This is a genomic window from Vagococcus zengguangii, assembly GCF_005145005.1.
In the GTDB taxonomy this organism is placed as follows: Bacteria; Bacillota; Bacilli; order Lactobacillales; family Vagococcaceae; genus Vagococcus_A; species Vagococcus_A zengguangii.
Genome location: NZ_CP039712.1, coordinates 1,932,501 through 1,950,000, shown reverse-complemented (window position 1 = coordinate 1,950,000; position 17,500 = coordinate 1,932,501). Strand labels below are relative to the sequence as shown.

General features: G+C 38.3%; 12 protein-coding genes and 1 rRNA gene (2 of these 13 only partly in view). 5 read left to right on the top strand and 8 right to left on the bottom strand.

Features of this window, described 5'->3' with window-relative positions:
- The 7 genes from FA707_RS09245 to FA707_RS09215 all read right to left on the bottom strand — a co-directional run.
- Positions 1 to 308, bottom strand: the start of a protein-coding gene (locus FA707_RS09245) for a site-specific integrase (protein WP_136953938.1). Its footprint begins 811 nt before the window's first position; only the first 308 of its 1,119 coding nucleotides appear in the window; the start codon lies at positions 306 to 308; the stop codon falls past the left edge of the window.
- Positions 298 to 495, bottom strand: a complete 198-nt coding sequence (locus FA707_RS09240; RefSeq protein ID WP_136953937.1) for an Arm DNA-binding domain-containing protein — start codon at positions 493 to 495, stop codon at positions 298 to 300. Before FA707_RS09240 ends, FA707_RS09245 begins: the two co-directional genes overlap by 11 nt.
- The gene (locus tag FA707_RS09235) at positions 492 to 704 is read right to left on the bottom strand and encodes a DUF3173 family protein (protein WP_136953936.1); all 213 of its coding nucleotides are present in this window, start codon (positions 702 to 704) and stop codon (positions 492 to 494) included. The genes FA707_RS09240 and FA707_RS09235 overlap by 4 nt, the downstream gene beginning before the upstream one ends.
- Positions 705 to 1,148: 444 nt before the next feature.
- Positions 1,149 to 1,748: a tyrosine-type recombinase/integrase gene (locus tag FA707_RS09230; protein WP_136953935.1), complete on the bottom strand. Its 600-nt coding sequence runs from the start codon at positions 1,746 to 1,748 to the stop codon at positions 1,149 to 1,151.
- A 574-nt stretch (positions 1,749 to 2,322) separates the two neighbouring features.
- Positions 2,323 to 3,102 (bottom strand): C39 family peptidase, encoded by a 780-nt coding sequence (locus FA707_RS09225; protein ID WP_136953934.1) that lies wholly within the window; start codon positions 3,100 to 3,102, stop codon positions 2,323 to 2,325.
- On the bottom strand, positions 3,095 to 5,176 hold the full coding sequence (locus FA707_RS09220) for a MucBP domain-containing protein (protein ID WP_136953933.1): 2,082 nt from the start codon (positions 5,174 to 5,176) through the stop codon (positions 3,095 to 3,097). The genes FA707_RS09225 and FA707_RS09220 overlap by 8 nt, the downstream gene beginning before the upstream one ends.
- A 2,377-nt stretch (positions 5,177 to 7,553) precedes the next feature.
- On the bottom strand, positions 7,554 to 7,853 hold the full coding sequence (locus FA707_RS09215) for a CHY zinc finger protein (RefSeq protein ID WP_136953932.1): 300 nt from the start codon (positions 7,851 to 7,853) through the stop codon (positions 7,554 to 7,556).
- A gap of 436 nt (positions 7,854 to 8,289) precedes the next feature.
- Between FA707_RS09215 and FA707_RS09210 the strand changes: the two genes are divergently transcribed.
- From FA707_RS09210 to purB, 3 genes are all read left to right on the top strand, one after another.
- Positions 8,290 to 8,829 carry a biotin transporter BioY gene (locus FA707_RS09210; RefSeq protein WP_136953931.1) on the top strand — a complete coding sequence of 180 codons (540 nt, stop codon included), beginning with the start codon at positions 8,290 to 8,292 and terminating at the stop codon, positions 8,827 to 8,829.
- Positions 8,830 to 9,105: 276 nt separating this feature from the next.
- Positions 9,106 to 13,443: a PolC-type DNA polymerase III gene (locus FA707_RS09205; protein WP_136953930.1), complete on the top strand. Its 4,338-nt coding sequence runs from the start codon at positions 9,106 to 9,108 to the stop codon at positions 13,441 to 13,443.
- 27 nt (positions 13,444 to 13,470) lie between these two features.
- Positions 13,471 to 14,769: an adenylosuccinate lyase gene (gene purB, locus FA707_RS09200; RefSeq protein ID WP_136953929.1), complete on the top strand. Its 1,299-nt coding sequence runs from the start codon at positions 13,471 to 13,473 to the stop codon at positions 14,767 to 14,769.
- A 49-nt stretch (positions 14,770 to 14,818) separates the two neighbouring features.
- Here the strand turns inward: purB and FA707_RS09195 are convergent, their stop codons facing one another.
- A complete protein-coding gene (locus FA707_RS09195; RefSeq protein WP_136953928.1) occupies positions 14,819 to 15,151 on the bottom strand; it encodes a hypothetical protein in 333 nt (110 codons plus the stop codon).
- 191 nt (positions 15,152 to 15,342) lie between these two features.
- Between FA707_RS09195 and FA707_RS09190 the strand changes: the two genes are divergently transcribed.
- Together FA707_RS09190 and FA707_RS09185 are read left to right on the top strand one after the other, a co-directional pair.
- Complete coding sequence (locus tag FA707_RS09190; RefSeq protein ID WP_136953927.1) at positions 15,343 to 15,783, top strand: Fur family transcriptional regulator; 441 nt, start codon at positions 15,343 to 15,345, stop codon at positions 15,781 to 15,783.
- 485 nt (positions 15,784 to 16,268) lie between these two features.
- A 16S ribosomal RNA gene (locus tag FA707_RS09185) occupies positions 16,269 to 17,500 on the top strand; it runs 329 nt beyond the window's last position.

The window sequence follows — 17,500 nt, the reverse complement described above, 5'->3', positions numbered from 1 at the left end:
GCCTTCTTGAAGTACTCTTTGAAATGTTTATTGTAGTTATCAGCCTGAGTATTCATATAGCTTTGTTTGGTATTTCTTAGTCTATCTTCTTCTTGCAACATTACCTGTAGTTCATTCATGGTTATTTGTCTGTTGGGGCTGTAGTCGTTGAAATTTTTCCCTCTTAAAATGGCTTCTAATTCAATAGCTTCTTTTCTAGTCTTAATGCCACGTTTAATAATTCGTCTTCTTTTTCCTGTAATAGGGTCTTTTCCATCTGATATATCTACCTTCCAAGTATTCTTTTGCTTTTCTTTTTTAACTCCCATATCTATCTTCCTCCATATTCTTTAAGATTGAGTAGTTTTTCTTGTAGAAAGCTTCTATTTCAAGTGCTTCTGTCTTAGTTTGAATGCCACGTTTGATAAATCTTCTAGTTTTTCCTGTATCTGAATCTACTCCAGTTGTTACCTCTACCATCCAAGTCTTATTTACTTTATCTAATTTAATACTCATGTTCTTTTTCCTCCATTATTATTTATAATTGATATACCTAGTATTTCTTCTACTACCTGTGTAGGTACAATACCGAGCCTTCTGTCATCATAGAAAGGAAATCCTTTTTCTATCATTCGTTGTTTTGCTTCACGAATGACACGTTCTGACCGTGCCTTTCCTATCCCTAGAGCCATTAAATCATTCTTTTTCATTAGTAGTTTATTCATTATGTAATATGTCCTCCTGTGTCTATGTTATGTATATTTGAACTCAAATGACATCAAAGTAGTTCAAATGATGTCAAATTGATTCAAATGAAATTATTGCGATTATTGTCACAAAAATAAAGTCTACTTCTCCGTTGGTTGTCTATATGTGCTATCTCGTGGTCTATTCATGTTGTAATCTCCTTTTATCATCTGAATTGCTTGAAAACCATCTATATACATAATTATATGAACATCTAAGTTCTTGAAAAGTACCCCCTCTAAGCGGTCTAAGTAGCGTTATATCAAAGAAGGTGAGGGTAGTTTAGTCTAGGTATATCAAAATACTCAGAGGGCTATATCTAATTAATCTAAGTAGTTTTATGCTAAGAAGATTGCTGTATTTCAATCTAGGGACATAAAAATACCTAGATGACTATGTTCAATCATCTAGGTAGGTTAATATTAATCAAAGTTTATTTTGTCTAATAGGGCTTCTCTTGTAACTTCATCTAATCCAAGGTAGCGAAGGGTAGATTTTTGATCGGAATGATTCAACAAGTCCATAACAAAGCCTATATTATAGTTGGTCTGTTCGTAGACTCGATAAGCGCCTGTTTTTCTCATGGTATGTGTCCCTAGGTAGTTGATACCCAATAAATCGCCAGTCTTGCTCATGATTTTGTAGTATTGCTTGCGTGTAATGTGAGTATTTTGATTGGAAGAAGAGGGGAAGAGCCACTTGCTTTGAATGCCGTTATCATCAAGCCATTGTTTGTAAAGATACAAGTCTTTTTCTATTGGTTTGAGGTACAAGGTGTTGGGTTTACCTGTCTTTTGGTCTTTGATGTAGACTCGTTCTTTGAGTACCCCATCTGGTGTAAAGATGTCTGCATATTCAAGGGATAATACGTCACTGACTCTCAAGAGAGTGGCTTTTCCTAGTTGGAAGATAGTGTAGTTTCTTCTTCCAGCTTTGAAGTTATGTAGGAGAGTATCTTGTACCTGTCTTAGTACCACTGAATCCTTAATAGGTTGTACGTTGTTTGTCTGTCTTTTTGCCATGTTGTCTGTCTCCTTTAGGTAGTTGTTTTTTGGGGATTACTGAAAATCGCTCCTAAATATTTCGACCTAAGAAGCTTTCCTTTTTCAATCTAGGTTTTTCGATAAGTCTTTTTGTGAAAAAGACTCCTCTTTACTATTTTTGGATGTATCTTAGCTATAGACTAAATAAAAAGGCTTTACTGACAGTTGAAAAGCTGTAGTAGAGCCTTTTTCTATTAGGTATAAGTAAATGAGTCAGGGGATATAGAATAGTTGAAAGCTAGAACGGTATTATTGGAGGTAGATTATTACATGGTGAGGAAAACAGATAGTTGTACTTAGATAGGAAATAAGTGGACATCATTAAACGCTAGATTTTTGTTTTTTAGAGCGTTTCGTTTGGAGTAGTGTGTTGGGATGTTTTCTGTGGTAAGTACGCGGAAATCGGATTTTTGGAGGTCTGAGGTAAAGTTATATCTTTTCGTGGTATTATTTGATTGGAGGATTAAGCGTTTTTAATATTGAGGAGCCCTTTTCACAAAAAGACTCCTCAGTGTGAGGAAAGAATATTTACTTTTTTTTTTAATGTTACTAGTTAGTTTGTTTCTTCAAATACCCAAAGGTGGGCCAGTGATGCTTGTATGTCTTCTGTTGAATATGTTGTAAGACTAAATTTTTTCGACACATCATCATTTGGGTCTAATATACGAATACCATCTTCATCTGCATGTGACAACACCATTATATGACCAACAGATGTGAATATTCCTGGATTGAAAGAAGCGACTACAGGTATATCTTCTTCTAAATAAGGTAGGGCGCTATCTATCTGTGTTCCGAGGTCGGTATAAGTGTACCCATAATTTTGTGCGAATGCTGGGAAAATATTCCATGAAGTACCATAATCGGTATAATAGTCATTTCCAGCCCAATTAAGTACATCTGTAACGGATAATTCACTGTTTTTCCAATAGGCATTTATCATTGAAAGTGATGTAATTGCACATGCATTTTTATCTACGGTAGTATTAATACCCCAACCGTAAGATTCTTTTGCCCAACGTTCATCCCGTTGTAGAATAAGGGAACTATTTAGTCCTTCTTTCTTCAAAGAAGCTCGTGTTTTATCACCATAAGTCTTAAATGGTTCTTTTATCTCGGTTTCTAATGTATCAATGTAACGGTTCTTGCTATTTAATTCTTTATCAGCTTTGACTAATTTATCATTTAAGTTAGACATGGTTATTGAATGAACGATATTCATACAAGTTAGTGAGAATAGAAAGATACCTGTCAAAATTAAATAGCCTTTAATATGAGCTTTTAGTTTTCTTTTCTTTCGAGTTATTCTCTGTTTGTGTGCTACATTATCCATGTTTACGTTTTAATACCCAAGCTAATGTAGTAGATGCCATAGTAACAATTCCAGAGGCTGTAAGCCATGGATTTGATGATTCTCCTGTTTGTGGAAGTCCCTCAGTAGAACTTGTTTGAGTTGTGTTAGTTGAGTTGTTAGTGTTGTTTGAACTTCCAGTGTTTGAGTTATTGTTGATTGGTGTATTGTTTGAACTTGATCCGTTTCCAGAGTTGTTGGTATCAGCATCGTTGCTGTTAGTGTTACCACTGTTTGAACCACTGTTGTTGTCAGTACCCCCGTTGGAGTTATTACCGTTGTCTCCGTTTCCAGTGTTTCCACCGTTGTCAGAGCCATTATCACCTGTGTTGCCACCATTAGTGGTATCATCTACTTCTGTGAAGTAGAATACTGCTTGGTTGTTACCATCTAACGTACCTGTTAGGGTAGGTAGTTTAGTTTTATCTAAAGTATACCCCTTAATGTCTGTAGCAAATTTAGAAATATCGTACTTATCTCCTTTTGTTCCCTCAATTAATACGCTATCTTTAATTGGGTCTCCATTTTGGTCTAAGAATAGTACCTCTAGTGAAGACTCTTGGTTTTCAGGTGTTACAGTACCGTTGTCTAAGTCATATACTACGTTGATTTCTTTTAACTCTTTGGCGAATGTGCCTTCAAATTGGTCTGCGATACTTGTTAGGTAGTCAGTGTTCAAGTAGAAGGTACGTCCTTCGTAAGTAATGGTTGCTGGAATGTCAGCAATGTCGTATGAGTAGCTTTCGCCTACCTTGCCGTCTAAGTGAATAGGTTCTTTAATCATAGTACTGTTCAATGCAAACCAGAAGTTGATAGTTACTCCTCCTGATTGCTCTTGTGTTGGAGGGGTTACTTCGCCGTTTGATTTGTAGTGTAGTACGTGTGTTTGTGGTTCTGTCGTGATTGTACCTCCTTGTAGGCTTGAACCGTCCTCGTCAAACTCTTCTACAAAGTCATATCCTTCGATTTCTTTCTCAGAAGCCCAGTACCCCATACCTACCTCATCTGTGATAGTGTCAGGTGTTGCGATTTCTTTATTTGTGTCGATGTCTACGTGTTTTACTGTTACTGTTCCCATTTCTACTGAAGGGTCAGTTTCGTCATCTTTAACGTAATGTACTGTCACATTAGCCATGCCTTTTTCATAAGTACCTTGCATTTCAATAGCTTGTCCCTCTGCGAACTTGTAACCGTAGAATTCAGGGAAATTAATCCAATACTCTTGACCCTCTTCACCTGTGTAAGTGTCAGTTTCAGAGATTTGTTTGTTGTTTTCGTCTACATAAGATACAGTAAAGCTTACTTCTTCAGGTGTTGGTACTTCTTCTTTTACATATTTCTTCAATTGTACTGTAACAGTCGAGTTACCTTTACCGTCAGTTGGCATGTCTGAATAACCTAACTTAACTCCACGATATCCAATTAAGTTTCCGTCTTCATCGTATGTAGCCCAACCATAGTCTACGTATTGGTTATCTTCTTCAACTACATATTCTTGTGGGTTAATACCTAAATCTTCATCAGCAATAACTGACATACCTAGGTTAACTTCATGTTTAGGACTGAAGTAAGAACCTAATAATGCTCCTGTTTCTTTGTCTACAAAGTTTACAGTTACATCTAGAGTACCCTCATTTCGAATATCTCCACCCAAGTGATAATAACCGTCTTCCATTAATACCCAATCGTTTTCTGTGTATCGTGGTGTTGCAACTGGTGCTTGTTCTTCTTTAGGTTGTTCTACTGCTGGAGATTGTTGTTCTACAACGTCGAAGTCTGGTTCCTCATCGTTCGTTTCTTGAACAGTTTCTTGATATGTGTCTGAAAAAACAGAAGTAGTGTCTTCTACTGTCTCTTCTACTGATGAATCGACAGTAGAAGATTCTGTTTGTTCAGTAGGCTGCTTGTCCATCAAAGTAGATGCAAACACTGTTGTCAAAGGTAGTACTGTTGTAGATAGAATAGCACCGCACATTAATAAGTTAGTTGCTTTCTTTCTATTCTTGCTTGCTTTTTTTATTAGTTGTTCTGCTTGTTTCCTTTTTAATTCAGTCATTTATTTACTCGTTCCTTTTCCCCCTTTCCTCACGTCCATTATTATCCTATGTTTATATCTATAAATCAAACGTTTTTTGTGGTTTGGATATTGTTGGGGGAAATAGGGGGAAGAAAAGATGAGAAACATCTGTTTGAACTCATTTGGAAGGTTAATTCCACATCCAGTACCCCAATAGTTGGTCATGAGGTGTAGTTATCTTAGTGGGTATATGTGTGAAATGGTACTAGTTTGTTTTGAAATCAGACGAGTAGGAGGTAGGTTACTAGGGAGAGTAATCGAAGTACCCCGTATGGATACATCATTTATAGTTTGACTACCATCTGTCAGAAGAAGTAGGCGAGACCTCTAGAATTTACCCCTAGTTTTGATATGAAATAACTTTTCTAGTAACCGAAGTACTCGCTTCAAGTTACATTTACCTCGTCATACTTGTTGTCTTTCCTCATTAATTTTCCCATACAGTATAGAAGATAAGCGATTGCCTAGGTTGTTTTTCATATAAGTGATTTTATACTTCATCTGAACTAATCAATAAACTATATAAACTTATCCTTAAGCCAACAAACAAATACCCAAGTCGTTATAGCTAACTTATTATAAAGAATATCTAACTTCCATTTCATCAACTTACATATTCTTTATAAAAACTAATCTATAACGACTTGGGTATTTGTCTCCTATATATATTGTCCCTTTGCTAGGTCATGGACATCGAATCTACCCTATCTGCGCAAATATCTACCTGTAGCTCGCCTATCTTCCTACGAAACGGCATAAATTTAGTGGCATTTATGTATCAAGGTGTGTCATCTAGTTATTTACTGTATGAGACTAGTTCTTCCTTCTAGAAACTTTAGTTTGTAGTCTTATCTACGAGTTTACCTGTAAAATTTGTGGTTCAATTCTCTTGCAAATAAATCGGTCTATCAATTAAATGTTCTTTCCTCTAAATAATGTATAGTTGTTACAAATAAGTCAATATATATATGGGGTATTTAGTTGTTGTAGTCATTATGTAGGAGAAAATACCACTAGGAAGAGAAGGTCATTTCAAGAATTATCATCCTTAGTTTTTCAAGATAAGAGTGTGATTTTAGATTGTTGATGTCCTAATTTAGATTATTGATATTCAAAAATAGATTGTCTGTCTGTTGTTAGGAGATTGTTTTGATTGTGAAAATAGAAGAAGATCAGTGCTAGGTTTCAGGTAGGGTGTATGTGGTATTTGTCGCAGTGTTATTCAATGATGAAGTATTTTTTTTATCTGAGGTAGCTTCAGAATTATCCTATATAATAGAAGAAACAAGTTGGTTTGTTTGGATGTGAAGAAGGTTGTCCTGTGTTGAGTAGGGGGGTAGATAGGTATTCTAGGTATGCAGGTGACATCAAGTGGAATGGTATTTTCATCTTTGAGAGTGGAGCAGAGGTGAAAATCAATTGACACTAAATAGGTGAGAATAGCACCCGACCCACACTCTGTTTTTTCGAAATGCTGTCAAAGGCAATGATTTCAAGAAAAAATGTGTGTGGGGGTGGTATGAAATTCATCAAGTGGGAGATGAATTTTTACGTTGGATTTTCATGTCATGATGAATGAGATGAAAAAAGAAACGACTATTCATTGAGAAGAAAGGGAGATAACTCTCCAAAATACTTTCGGAGTACTACAAGAAGATATGGTATAAGTTCTGTGTTCAACTATTAGCTTTTTACTTGTGAAGATATTGTATGGTTCATCAACCAGACAATTGATGTGGAAAGCGTCAGTATTTGTTGGAAAGAAGGTCAATCTGTTTCATGGTCATGAGATTGTCTGATAGGTGAGAACAATCTGATTGTAGAAAAATTGAGAGAGTAGTATCTACTACAAGAAGCTTTTTTCTCGAAGAAAAAGGGTCAGGGTTCTAGTTGGCGTTCAAGAGAATATACCTATCATTTTTGAGTAGTTCTAACTTCTTGTATTATCAGTTTAGGGTGTCAATCTTGGAGGAGGATGGGAGAAGAAAGATGCATGAGACAAAAGAGTAGGAGAGCTAGCAACATCTAGCTAAAATATTCAACATTCTAGTGGACATATTGCTTTGTTGATGGTATACTAGTATTGTGAATCAGTATGTAATAAAAAGGTTTCCGAAAAGTTTCCTATTTGGGCATACTGTAATGCATTCAAATGAACTCAAATCACTTCAAATGATTTCAAATATATTCAAAAGTACTGAAAAAGAGTTGAGAGCAAAACTCAAAATCCAGTGATCTCACGATCGTGCCGGTTCGACCCCGGCCGCCGGTACTATAAAAACACCAACGTATTATTACGTTGGTGTTTTTTTGTGCATTTTAGAATGAATGTTTCTATTTGCTTTGCTAATATCATTTATTTGAAATAAATGTTAGCATGCAGTTGGCAATTAGTGTTAAAGGGATGCTGACACAAAGGACAATGACCTATTTGATATTGCGGATAGTTTAAGGTTTGTTGGCAGTTACCGCAAAGGATTGGTGACTCATCGTTTTTACTTACTGGAGAAAAAGGATGTTCCTCTAGTTCATCATGACACTGGTAGCAAGCATAATATTGTTGACAATCATTACACTTAAGAGCTACGATATCATGTGTCTGATGATAGTGTAAACAACGACCCTTTTTATCTAAATTAATCCCTTTAATTTTCATTATCTTCACCTCACTACTATTTGATAGTTCATTATAATATACTAGAGCTAATCAAAATAGGTAGTTTTTTAATAAAAGTAAATGAATCTTTAGAAAGTGAATCAACTATGAAAAAATCGAGGCGTGATCATCTATTACTTTAATGGCTATTGAAGTATACTTAACTCAAAAAATTGTACGATATTAGCTAATTATCAACAGGTTGCCTTACTCAAGCTAGACCTTTTTAGCCAATCGGTAGAATTAATTGTGGAAAACGTAAAAATTCTTTTAGTTATCAAGAGTTTCGTGATGTATTGTTAACAAGTGAAGGTGCTTATAGTAGTTATAAACAATCTTGCTTAATAATTAGGGAATAGTGTTAATAAATTACAAGCTTTCTATACAAGGCGAGTGAAGTATATTATAATAGTGAAAAACTTAAAGGTAGGGATAAATGAAAGCAAAAGATATGACGGCCGTTGCGATGATGATGGCGATAGTGATTGTATTAGGACTAGTACCACCTATTCCGATTGGACTGATACCCGTGCCTATCGTTTTTCAAAACTTAGGGATTATGTTAGCGGGCATCACATTAGGTTCTAGAAAAGGTGGCTTGGCTGTTCTATTATTCTTATTGTTAGTGGTAATGGGAATGCCGTTTTTGACAGGTGGCAGTGGTGGGGCATCCGTTTTTGTGGGGCCAACAGCAGGTTACTTATTGGGCTGGTTGGTTTCAACGTTATTGATTGGGTTAGGTCGTCAACGATTTAGAGAAAGTTCAAATTGGCTAGTAAAATTTGTGCTGATCTGGGTACCCGGTGTTCTACTGTCAGATTTTCTTGGTTCAATTGGGTTATTTATGGTCACAGGTATGAATTTTAGAGCAGCCTTGTTATCAAATTTAGCGTTTATTCCAGGTGATACGATTAAAGTCTTGTTAGTAGTAATGATTGCTGATCGTTTAATAAAGTTACCGTTATTTAGAAACTAAAATTACTAGTTGTGTTTAAAATTCGTTTTATGCATCAACTTTATGGTGGCTTTATAGACACAATAAACTAATTTTCTGGCGTTAATAACAAGTTATTAACGTAAAATGCCAGATAGTTATCAATGAAGTTTATTTGATAAGGGGATAATAGACAGGCTAATCAAATTGGAAATACAAGTAAAAACATAGTATAATAAAACAGAAAAGAGGCATCCAACAAAACCTTTTTGTTGTGTGCCTTTTTATTTTGAGAAGTGGATTTGAGGAGGTAAACAAATGACTTTAAATCCCTATGAACTGTATCAAAAATTATTAGAACAAGTTGATCCTGAACGCCAATTATCGCAAGAGGCGTTGTTTCAACAAGGGAAAATTGAAAAAGTCGTCGTTAAAAAACAAAGTAAAGCGTGGGAATTTCATTTATCTTTTCAAGAAATTTTACCAGTGGAGTGGTTACACCAATTAGTGTTAGCCTTAAAGCATAGTTTTGCTGGGATTGCGACGATTGAAGTGAATATTCAGGCTGAAAATGCACAGTATGACGAAGTTAAGTTGCAAGAGTATTGGGAATATTGCTTACAGCAGGCTGACGGTAATCCGTCCTTAATTAACGGCTCGTTAACAGGTGTTATGCCCCAAATTATCGACAAGCAAATTGTCGTGATGATTGAAAAAGAGGGGATTATTTCGTATTTAGATACACAATTTTTCCCGAATGTGGCGGCAGTCTATGAACGTGTCGGTTTTCCTAAGTTCAAATTGCAAGCGAGGTTAAATCAAGATTTAGCGGCAACTCGTCGTCAAGAATTTGAGCAACGCCAACGTGAACAACAAGAAAAAATAATGGCGGCAGCAGCTGAAGCGGTCGCGAAAAATGAACAGCTTAAGGAAAAACGTAAAAAAGAAACCCCTGTCTTAGAAGGGCCAATTCAATTAGGTCGTAATATTCAAGACGATGAATTAATTACGCCGATGAAAGAGATTTTGGAAGAAGAACGTCGTATTACGATTGAAGGTTATGTTTTTGATACCGAAGTGCGTGATTTACGTTCGGGTCGTAAAATTTTAATTATTAAAATGACCGACTATACGTCATCGTTTATCGTGAAGAAGTTCTCTAATGGTGAAAAAGACGAAGCGGTATTTGCGAGCATTAAAAAAGGTTTGTGGTTAAAAGTACGCGGTAGTGTCCAAGAAGATACTTTCATGCGTGACTTAGTTATGAACGCACAGGATTTAGTCGAAGTTAAAAAGGCTAAGAAACAAGATAAAGCTCCTGAAGACCAAAAACGCGTGGAATTTCATGCCCATACGAATATGAGTACAATGGATGCTTTACCAAGCGCGAAAGATTTAGTCAAACAGGCAGCTGATTGGGGCATGCCAGCCATTGCGATTACGGATCATGCCGGAGCCCAAGCCTTTCCTGATGCTCACCACGCAGGTGAAGCGGGTGGTGTAAAAGTTATGTATGGGATTGAATCCAATGTCATCGATGATGGTGTGCCGATTGCCTATAATCCAGCTCCGATTAATTTATCAGATGCAACCTATGTCGTGTTTGACGTTGAGACAACTGGATTATCGGCAGTCTATGATACTATTATCGAGCTTGCAGCGGTTAAAATGCATAAGGGTAACATTATTGAAACCTTTGAAGAGTTCATTGATCCGGGACATCCATTATCACAAACAACGATTAATTTAACCGGGATTACTGATGAAATGGTCCGTGGTTCGAAATCAGAAAAAGAAGTCTTGTCATTATTTAAAGAATTTTGTGGTGATGATATTCTGGTTGCACACAATGCCAGCTTTGATATGGGCTTCTTAAACACCAGTTATGAAAAGTACGACATGGGGGAAGCCCCAAATCCAGTCATTGATACGTTAGAGTTGTCACGTTTCTTGCATCCTCAATGGAAGAGTCACCGTTTGAATACGTTGGCGAAGAAATATAATGTCAATTTAGAACAACATCACCGTGCGATTTATGACTCAGAGTCAACCGGGCATCTATGTTGGATTTTTGTCAAAAAAGCCCAAGAAGAACATGGGATTACTCGTCATGATGAGTTGAATGAACACGTGGGGGAAGGCGATGCGTATAAGCGTGCACGTCCGTTCCATGCGACGATTTACGCGCGAACCCAAGCTGGTTTAAAAAATCTTTTCAAAATTATCTCAGCTTCAAATGTTGAATATTTTTACCGCGTACCGCGAGTGCCACGCTCCTTGTTAACGAGCTTACGTGAAGGGTTAATAGTTGGTTCTGCTTGTAGCAATGGTGAAATCTTTGAAGCAATGATGCAAAAAGGGTATGAAGAAGCACGTAATCGTGCCAAATTTTATGACTTTATTGAAATCATGCCCAAACCGGTCTACGCACCGTTACTTGAAAATGAAATGGTTAAAAACGAGCGCGACTTGGAAGAAATTATCGGCAACTTATGTAAAATTGGCGACGAGTTAGGCAAACCCGTGATTGCGACCGGGAATGTCCACTACTTGCAACCAACGGATAAAATTTATCGTGAAGTGCTAATTAGCTCATTAGGTGGTGCGAGTATGCTGAATCGTACCAAGTTACCGGATGTTCATTTTAGAACGACCGATGAGATGCTTCAAGAATTTGCCTTTCTAGGGAAAGATAAAGCGTTTGAAGTCGTCGTTAAAAACTCTCGTGAAATGGCCGATCGTTTTGAAGAGGTGACACCCGTTAAGACTGACTTGTACACGCCTAAGATTGAAGGAGCCGAGCAAGAAATCACGGACTTGAGTTACAACGAAGCCCGCCGTTTATACGGCGAAGAGTTACCAGAAATCGTTGAAAAGCGGATTGAAAAAGAATTGAATAGTATCATCGGTAACGGGTTCTCGGTTATTTATTTAATTTCGCAAAAACTTGTGCATAAATCAGTCGCGGATGGCTACTTAGTAGGATCACGTGGTTCGGTTGGTTCTAGTTTTGTTGCGACGATGACTGGGATTACCGAAGTTAACCCGTTGGCGCCACATTATCGCTGTGAAGAATGTCAATATTCGGAATTTTTTGAAGACGGTAGTTACGGTTCAGGTTTTGACTTGCCAGATAAAGTCTGTCCTAAATGTGGGGCTGATTTGAAAAAAGACGGTCACGATATTCCGTTTGAAACATTCTTAGGGTTTCATGGGGATAAAGTACCCGATATCGACTTGAACTTCTCAGGTGCGTATCAGGCGAGAGCCCATGACTATACGAAAGAATTATTCGGTGAAGAATATGTTTACCGTGCCGGAACAATTGGTACGGTGGCGGATAAGACGGCCTATGGTTTTGCGAAGGGCTATGAACGTGATCACAATTTGAATTTGCGTAGTGCCGAAATTGATCGTCTTGCTAAAGGGGCGACAGGTGTGAAACGGACGACTGGTCAGCATCCAGGGGGGATTATCGTTATCCCCGACTATATGGATGTTTATGACTTTACGCCGATTCAATACCCAGCCGACGACCAAGAGTCTGAATGGAAAACAACGCACTTTGATTTCCACTCGATTCACGATAATGTTTTGAAACTCGATATTTTAGGGCACGATGATCCAACCGTCATTAGGATGTTGCAAGATTTGTCAGGCATTGATCCGAAGACGATTCCACCGGATGACAAAGAAACGATGAAAATTTTCTCAGGACCAGAAGTTTTAGGTGTGACATCTGATCAAATCTTATCCAAGACGGGTACGTTAGGAATTCCTGAGTTTGGAACGAAATTCGTGCGTGGGATGTTAGAACAAACGCATCCAACGACGTTTGCTGAGTTGCTGCAAATTTCCGGTTTATCTCATGGTACGGATGTATGGTTAGGTAATGCTGAGGAATTAATTCGCCAAGGTCGAGCGACGCTGGCAGAAGTAATTGGGTGTCGTGATGATATCATGGTTTATTTAATTCATAATGGCTTAGAAGATGGTTTAGCCTTCAAAATTATGGAGAGTGTGCGTAAAGGGAAAGGAATTCCTGATGACTGGCAAGCGGCCATGAAAGAAGAAGGTATTCCAGATTGGTACATTGAATCATGTTTGAAAATTAAATATATGTTTCCGAAAGCCCATGCGGCGGCCTACGTCTTAATGGCCTTGCGTGTTGCTTACTTTAAGGTTCACTATCCGATTTATTATTATGCGGCTTATTTTTCAGTTCGTGCCTCTGATTTTGATTTAGTGGCGATGTCTAAAGGCAAAGAAGCCGTTAAAGATCGCATGAAAGAAATTAGTGACAAGGGCTTAGAAGCTTCAACTAAAGAGAAAAACTTATTAACCGTGCTAGAGTTAGCTAATGAGATGTTAGAACGTGGGTTTGAGTTCAAGATGGTTGATTTATACAAATCAGACGCCAACGACTTCGTGATTGAAGGCAACAGTTTGATTGCACCATTTAGAGCCGTCCCAAGTTTGGGTGAAAACGTGGCGAAACAAATCATGGTAGCCCGTGAAGAACAAGAATTTTTATCAAAAGAAGATTTGGCTAACCGTGGGAAAGTTTCTAAAACGATTATCGAGTACTTGAGTGAAAACGGGGTACTAGATGGCATGCCAGATGAGAATCAATTATCATTATTTGATATGTTTTAAAAAATAAAGGACAGAGAGGACTAAAATATGTTAGAAAGATATACAAGACCAGAGATGAAAGCTATTTGGACGGAGGAGAACAAGTACAATGCTTGGTTAGAGGTTGAAATATTGGCAGCAGAAGCTTGGGCGGAGATGGGAGAAATCCCCCAAGAAGATGTGGCTAAAATTCGTCGTGACGCTTCATTTGACGTAGAACGTATTTTAGAAATTGAACAACAAACAAGACATGATGTCGTAGCCTTCACACGTACAGTATCAGAAAGCCTAGGTGATGAAAGTAAATGGATTCATTACGGCTTAACAAGTACGGATGTAGTAGACACTGCTTATGGTTATTTATTAAAACAAGCAAATGAGATTTTGAGAAAAGATTTAAACCACTTTTTAGAGGTGATTGGTAATAAAGCCAAAGAACACAAGTATACCGTAATGATGGGACGTACTCATGGTGTACACGCGGAACCAACAACATTTGGTTTGAAATTAGCACTATGGTATTCAGAGATGAAACGTAACATCGAGCGTTTCGAACATGCAGCTAAAGGTGTCGAAGCGGGTAAAATCAGTGGTGCAGTTGGGACATTTGCCAATACACCTCCAACAGTAGAAGCGTATGTTTGCGATAAATTAGGCATTCGCGCCCAAGATATCTCAACTCAAGTGTTACCACGTGACTTACATGCGGAATATATTTCAGCAATGGCGTTAGTCGCAACAAGTATCGAAAAATTCGCCACTGAAATTCGTGGCTTACAAAAATCAGAAACACGTGAAGTCGAAGAGTTTTTCGCTAAGGGACAAAAAGGTTCTTCAGCGATGCCACATAAACGTAACCCAATCGGTTCAGAAAATATGACCGGTCTAGCACGCGTGATCCGTGGCCACGTGATTACTGCGATGGAAAATGTTAGTTTATGGCATGAACGTGATATTTCACATAGTTCAGCTGAACGTATCATAATTCCTGATACGACAAGCTTACTTAACTACATGTTGAATCGTTTCTCCAATATTGTAGAGAACTTAACCGTCTTCCCAGAAAACATGAAACGCAATATGGATGCGACATATGGATTAATCTATAGCCAACGCGTTTTACTTAAATTAATTGATCACGGGATGACACGCGAAGAAGCCTATGACTTAGTCCAACCTAAGACAGCTTATGCGTGGGATAATCAAACGCAATTCCGTCCGCTACTAGAAGCGGATGAAAAAATTATGTCAGTGTTATCAATGGAAGAACTAAATGATGCCTTTGACTACAGCTGGCACATGAAGCATGTCGATGATTTATTCGAACGTGTCGGATTAGCAGAATAACCAATAAACAGGACGGATCACTTACGTGGTTCGTCCTGTTTTTAAGTTTCTAGTAGAGACTATTTAAAGCTTCTTTGAAAGTTTGAATTTGTTGGTCGGAAATGAGTGTTGCTTTTTCCTTTTCTAAATAATTAATAAACCAATCAGCCAACATAGTGTAGTCTAAATAAGAAAGTTTATACTTCAAACTGTCGATTAAAGTAAAAGCCCCCTCAAAATCATTTTGGTCAAGCGAGTCACTTAATAAATCGGCTCTAGAGACAAGTTGTCCATTGACATCTAATTCTTCTCCTAGATGAAAGGAAGTCAATTCTTTTTTCAGAATGATGCCGATACTTTGCCCAATTGTTTTGAATTGTTTCATTAAAAAATCTTCTTCCATTATAATATTACCTCCTTTTTTATAATGTTAACATACTAATTAGGGAGCCAGCAATTTAATTAACTTTATAGAATAGTAAGGATAAGTAATGAAACAACCTACTATAGTAGATATGTATGGAGAACTACTTGATAATAAAGCGATTATTATAGTATGATAGGATGAGATACTATTAAAAGGAGGCGAGCATTATGTCGCATGAAGAAGTTAATTTTGCTATAGAAGAGCTAAAAAAATCGAATATCCGAATTACACCACAAAGACATGCCGTGTTGGAGTATTTAATCGAAAGTCATGGACATCCAACTGCCGATGAAATATATCAAGCGTTAGTTCCTCGTTTTCCTAATATGAGTGTCGCAACCGTTTATAATAATTTAAGACTTTTTACTAAGATTGGTTTTGTGCAGGAGATGCCTTATGGTGACTCATCAAGTCGTTTTGATTTTGCCTCTAAGAAACATTACCATGCGATTTGCCAATCTTGTGGTAAAATTGTCGATACCGTTTACCCTGGTTTAGAAGATGTAGAGATGGCAGTGGAACGTCTAACAGGCTATCGAATCAATACGCACCGCTTAGAGTTATACGGCCTTTGCCCAGAATGTCAAAAAAAGTCAAAAAAACAATAAATTTTTGTTGCTTTTTTCGAAATTAATTGATATATTATTTTAAGTCATCAGCGAAACAACCTAATAAAAAATATTTACAAAAGTAGTTGACGAAATCAACTACATGTGATATTCTAATTGAGTTGCTGAGAGGCAATGATAGAACTTGAACGTTCTAAAAAAATATTTACAAAAAGTAGTTGACGAAATCAACTAAAGATGTTAATATTTAGAAGTTGTCCGGAACGAAAGTTCTTAAAAAAGCAAAATATAAAAGTTTAAAAAAGTTGTTGACAGCGTCAACTAAGCATGTTAAACTTTAGGAGTTGTCACGAAAGACAACGACTTAAAAAGTAGACCTTTGAAAACTGAACAATGAATAAGACAAACCAAATGTGTAGGGTGTTTTACAAAGTGTAAAACAAAACCAAGCAATTTTTAAATTTTAGTGAAGTAATTCGCTAGCAAACATAAATGGGCGACATCTTCGGATGTTATCAAAACTTTTTATTGAGAGTTTGATCCTGGCTCAGGACGAACGCTGGCGGCGTGCCTAATACATGCAAGTCGAACGCATTTTGTTCCACCGGAGCTTGCTCCACCGAAACAAAATGAGTGGCGGACGGGTGAGTAACACGTGGGTAACTTGCCCATCAGAGGGGGATAACACTTGGAAACAGGTGCTAATACCGCATAATTCTTTTGACCGCATGGTCGAATGATGAAAGGCGCTTTCGGGTGTCACTGATGGATAGACCCGCGCTGCATTAGCTAGTTGGTGAGGTAACGGCTCACCAAGGCCATGATGCATAGCCGACCTGAGAGGGTGATCGGCCACACTGGGACTGAGACACGGCCCAGACTCCTACGGGAGGCAGCAGTAGGGAATCTTCGGCAATGGACGAAAGTCTGACCGAGCAACGCCGCGTGAGTGAAGAAGGTTTTCGGATCGTAAAACTCTGTTGTTAGAGAAGAACAAGCGTGAGAGTAACTGTTCACGCCTTGACGGTATCTAACCAGAAAGCCACGGCTAACTACGTGCCAGCAGCCGCGGTAATACGTAGGTGGCAAGCGTTGTCCGGATTTATTGGGCGTAAAGCGAGCGCAGGCGGTTTCTTAAGTCTGATGTGAAAGCCCTCGGCTCAACCGAGGAAGGTCATTGGAAACTGGGGAACTTGAGTGCAGAAGAGGAGAGTGGAATTCCATGTGTAGCGGTGAAATGCGTAGATATATGGAGGAACACCAGTGGCGAAGGCGACTCTCTGGTCTGTAACTGACGCTGAGGCTCGAAAGCGTGGGGAGCAAACAGGATTAGATACCCTGGTAGTCCACGCCGTAAACGATGAGTGCTAAGTGTTGGAGGGTTTCCGCCCTTCAGTGCTGCAGCTAACGCATTAAGCACTCCGCCTGGGGAGTACGGTCGCAAGACTGAAACTCAAAGGAATTGACGGGGGCCCGCACAAGCGGTGGAGCATGTGGTTTAATTCGAAGCAACGCGAAGAACCTTACCAGGTCTTGACATCCTTTGACCATTCTAGAGATAGAACTTTCCCTTCGGGGACAAAGTGACAGGTGGTGCATGGTTGTCGTCAGCTCGTGTCGTGAGATGTTGGGTTAAGTCCCGCAACGAGCGCAACCCTTATTGTTAGTTGCCATCATTAAGTTGGGCACTCTAGCAAGACTGCCGGTGACAAACCGGAGGAAGGTGGGGATGACGTCAAATCATCATGCCCCTTAT

What these genes read in the sequence shown, in the direction of transcription:
- FA707_RS09240 (WP_136953937.1), bottom strand. Translation starts at nt 495, where the DNA reads ATGAGTATTAAATTAGATAAAGTAAATAAGACTTGGATGGTAGAGGTA.
- FA707_RS09235 (WP_136953936.1), bottom strand. Translation starts at nt 704, where the DNA reads ATGAATAAACTACTAATGAAAAAGAATGATTTAATGGCTCTAGGGATA.
- FA707_RS09230 (WP_136953935.1), bottom strand. Translation starts at nt 1,748, where the DNA reads ATGGCAAAAAGACAGACAAACAACGTACAACCTATTAAGGATTCAGTG.
- FA707_RS09225 (WP_136953934.1), bottom strand. Translation starts at nt 3,102, where the DNA reads ATGGATAATGTAGCACACAAACAGAGAATAACTCGAAAGAAAAGAAAA.
- FA707_RS09220 (WP_136953933.1), bottom strand. Translation starts at nt 5,176, where the DNA reads ATGACTGAATTAAAAAGGAAACAAGCAGAACAACTAATAAAAAAAGCA.
- FA707_RS09215 (WP_136953932.1), bottom strand. Translation starts at nt 7,853, where the DNA reads ATGAAAATTAAAGGGATTAATTTAGATAAAAAGGGTCGTTGTTTACAC.
- FA707_RS09210 (WP_136953931.1), top strand. Translation starts at nt 8,290, where the DNA reads ATGAAAGCAAAAGATATGACGGCCGTTGCGATGATGATGGCGATAGTG.
- FA707_RS09205 (WP_136953930.1), top strand. Translation starts at nt 9,106, where the DNA reads ATGACTTTAAATCCCTATGAACTGTATCAAAAATTATTAGAACAAGTT.
- purB (WP_136953929.1), top strand. Translation starts at nt 13,471, where the DNA reads ATGTTAGAAAGATATACAAGACCAGAGATGAAAGCTATTTGGACGGAG.
- FA707_RS09195 (WP_136953928.1), bottom strand. Translation starts at nt 15,151, where the DNA reads ATGGAAGAAGATTTTTTAATGAAACAATTCAAAACAATTGGGCAAAGT.
- FA707_RS09190 (WP_136953927.1), top strand. Translation starts at nt 15,343, where the DNA reads ATGTCGCATGAAGAAGTTAATTTTGCTATAGAAGAGCTAAAAAAATCG.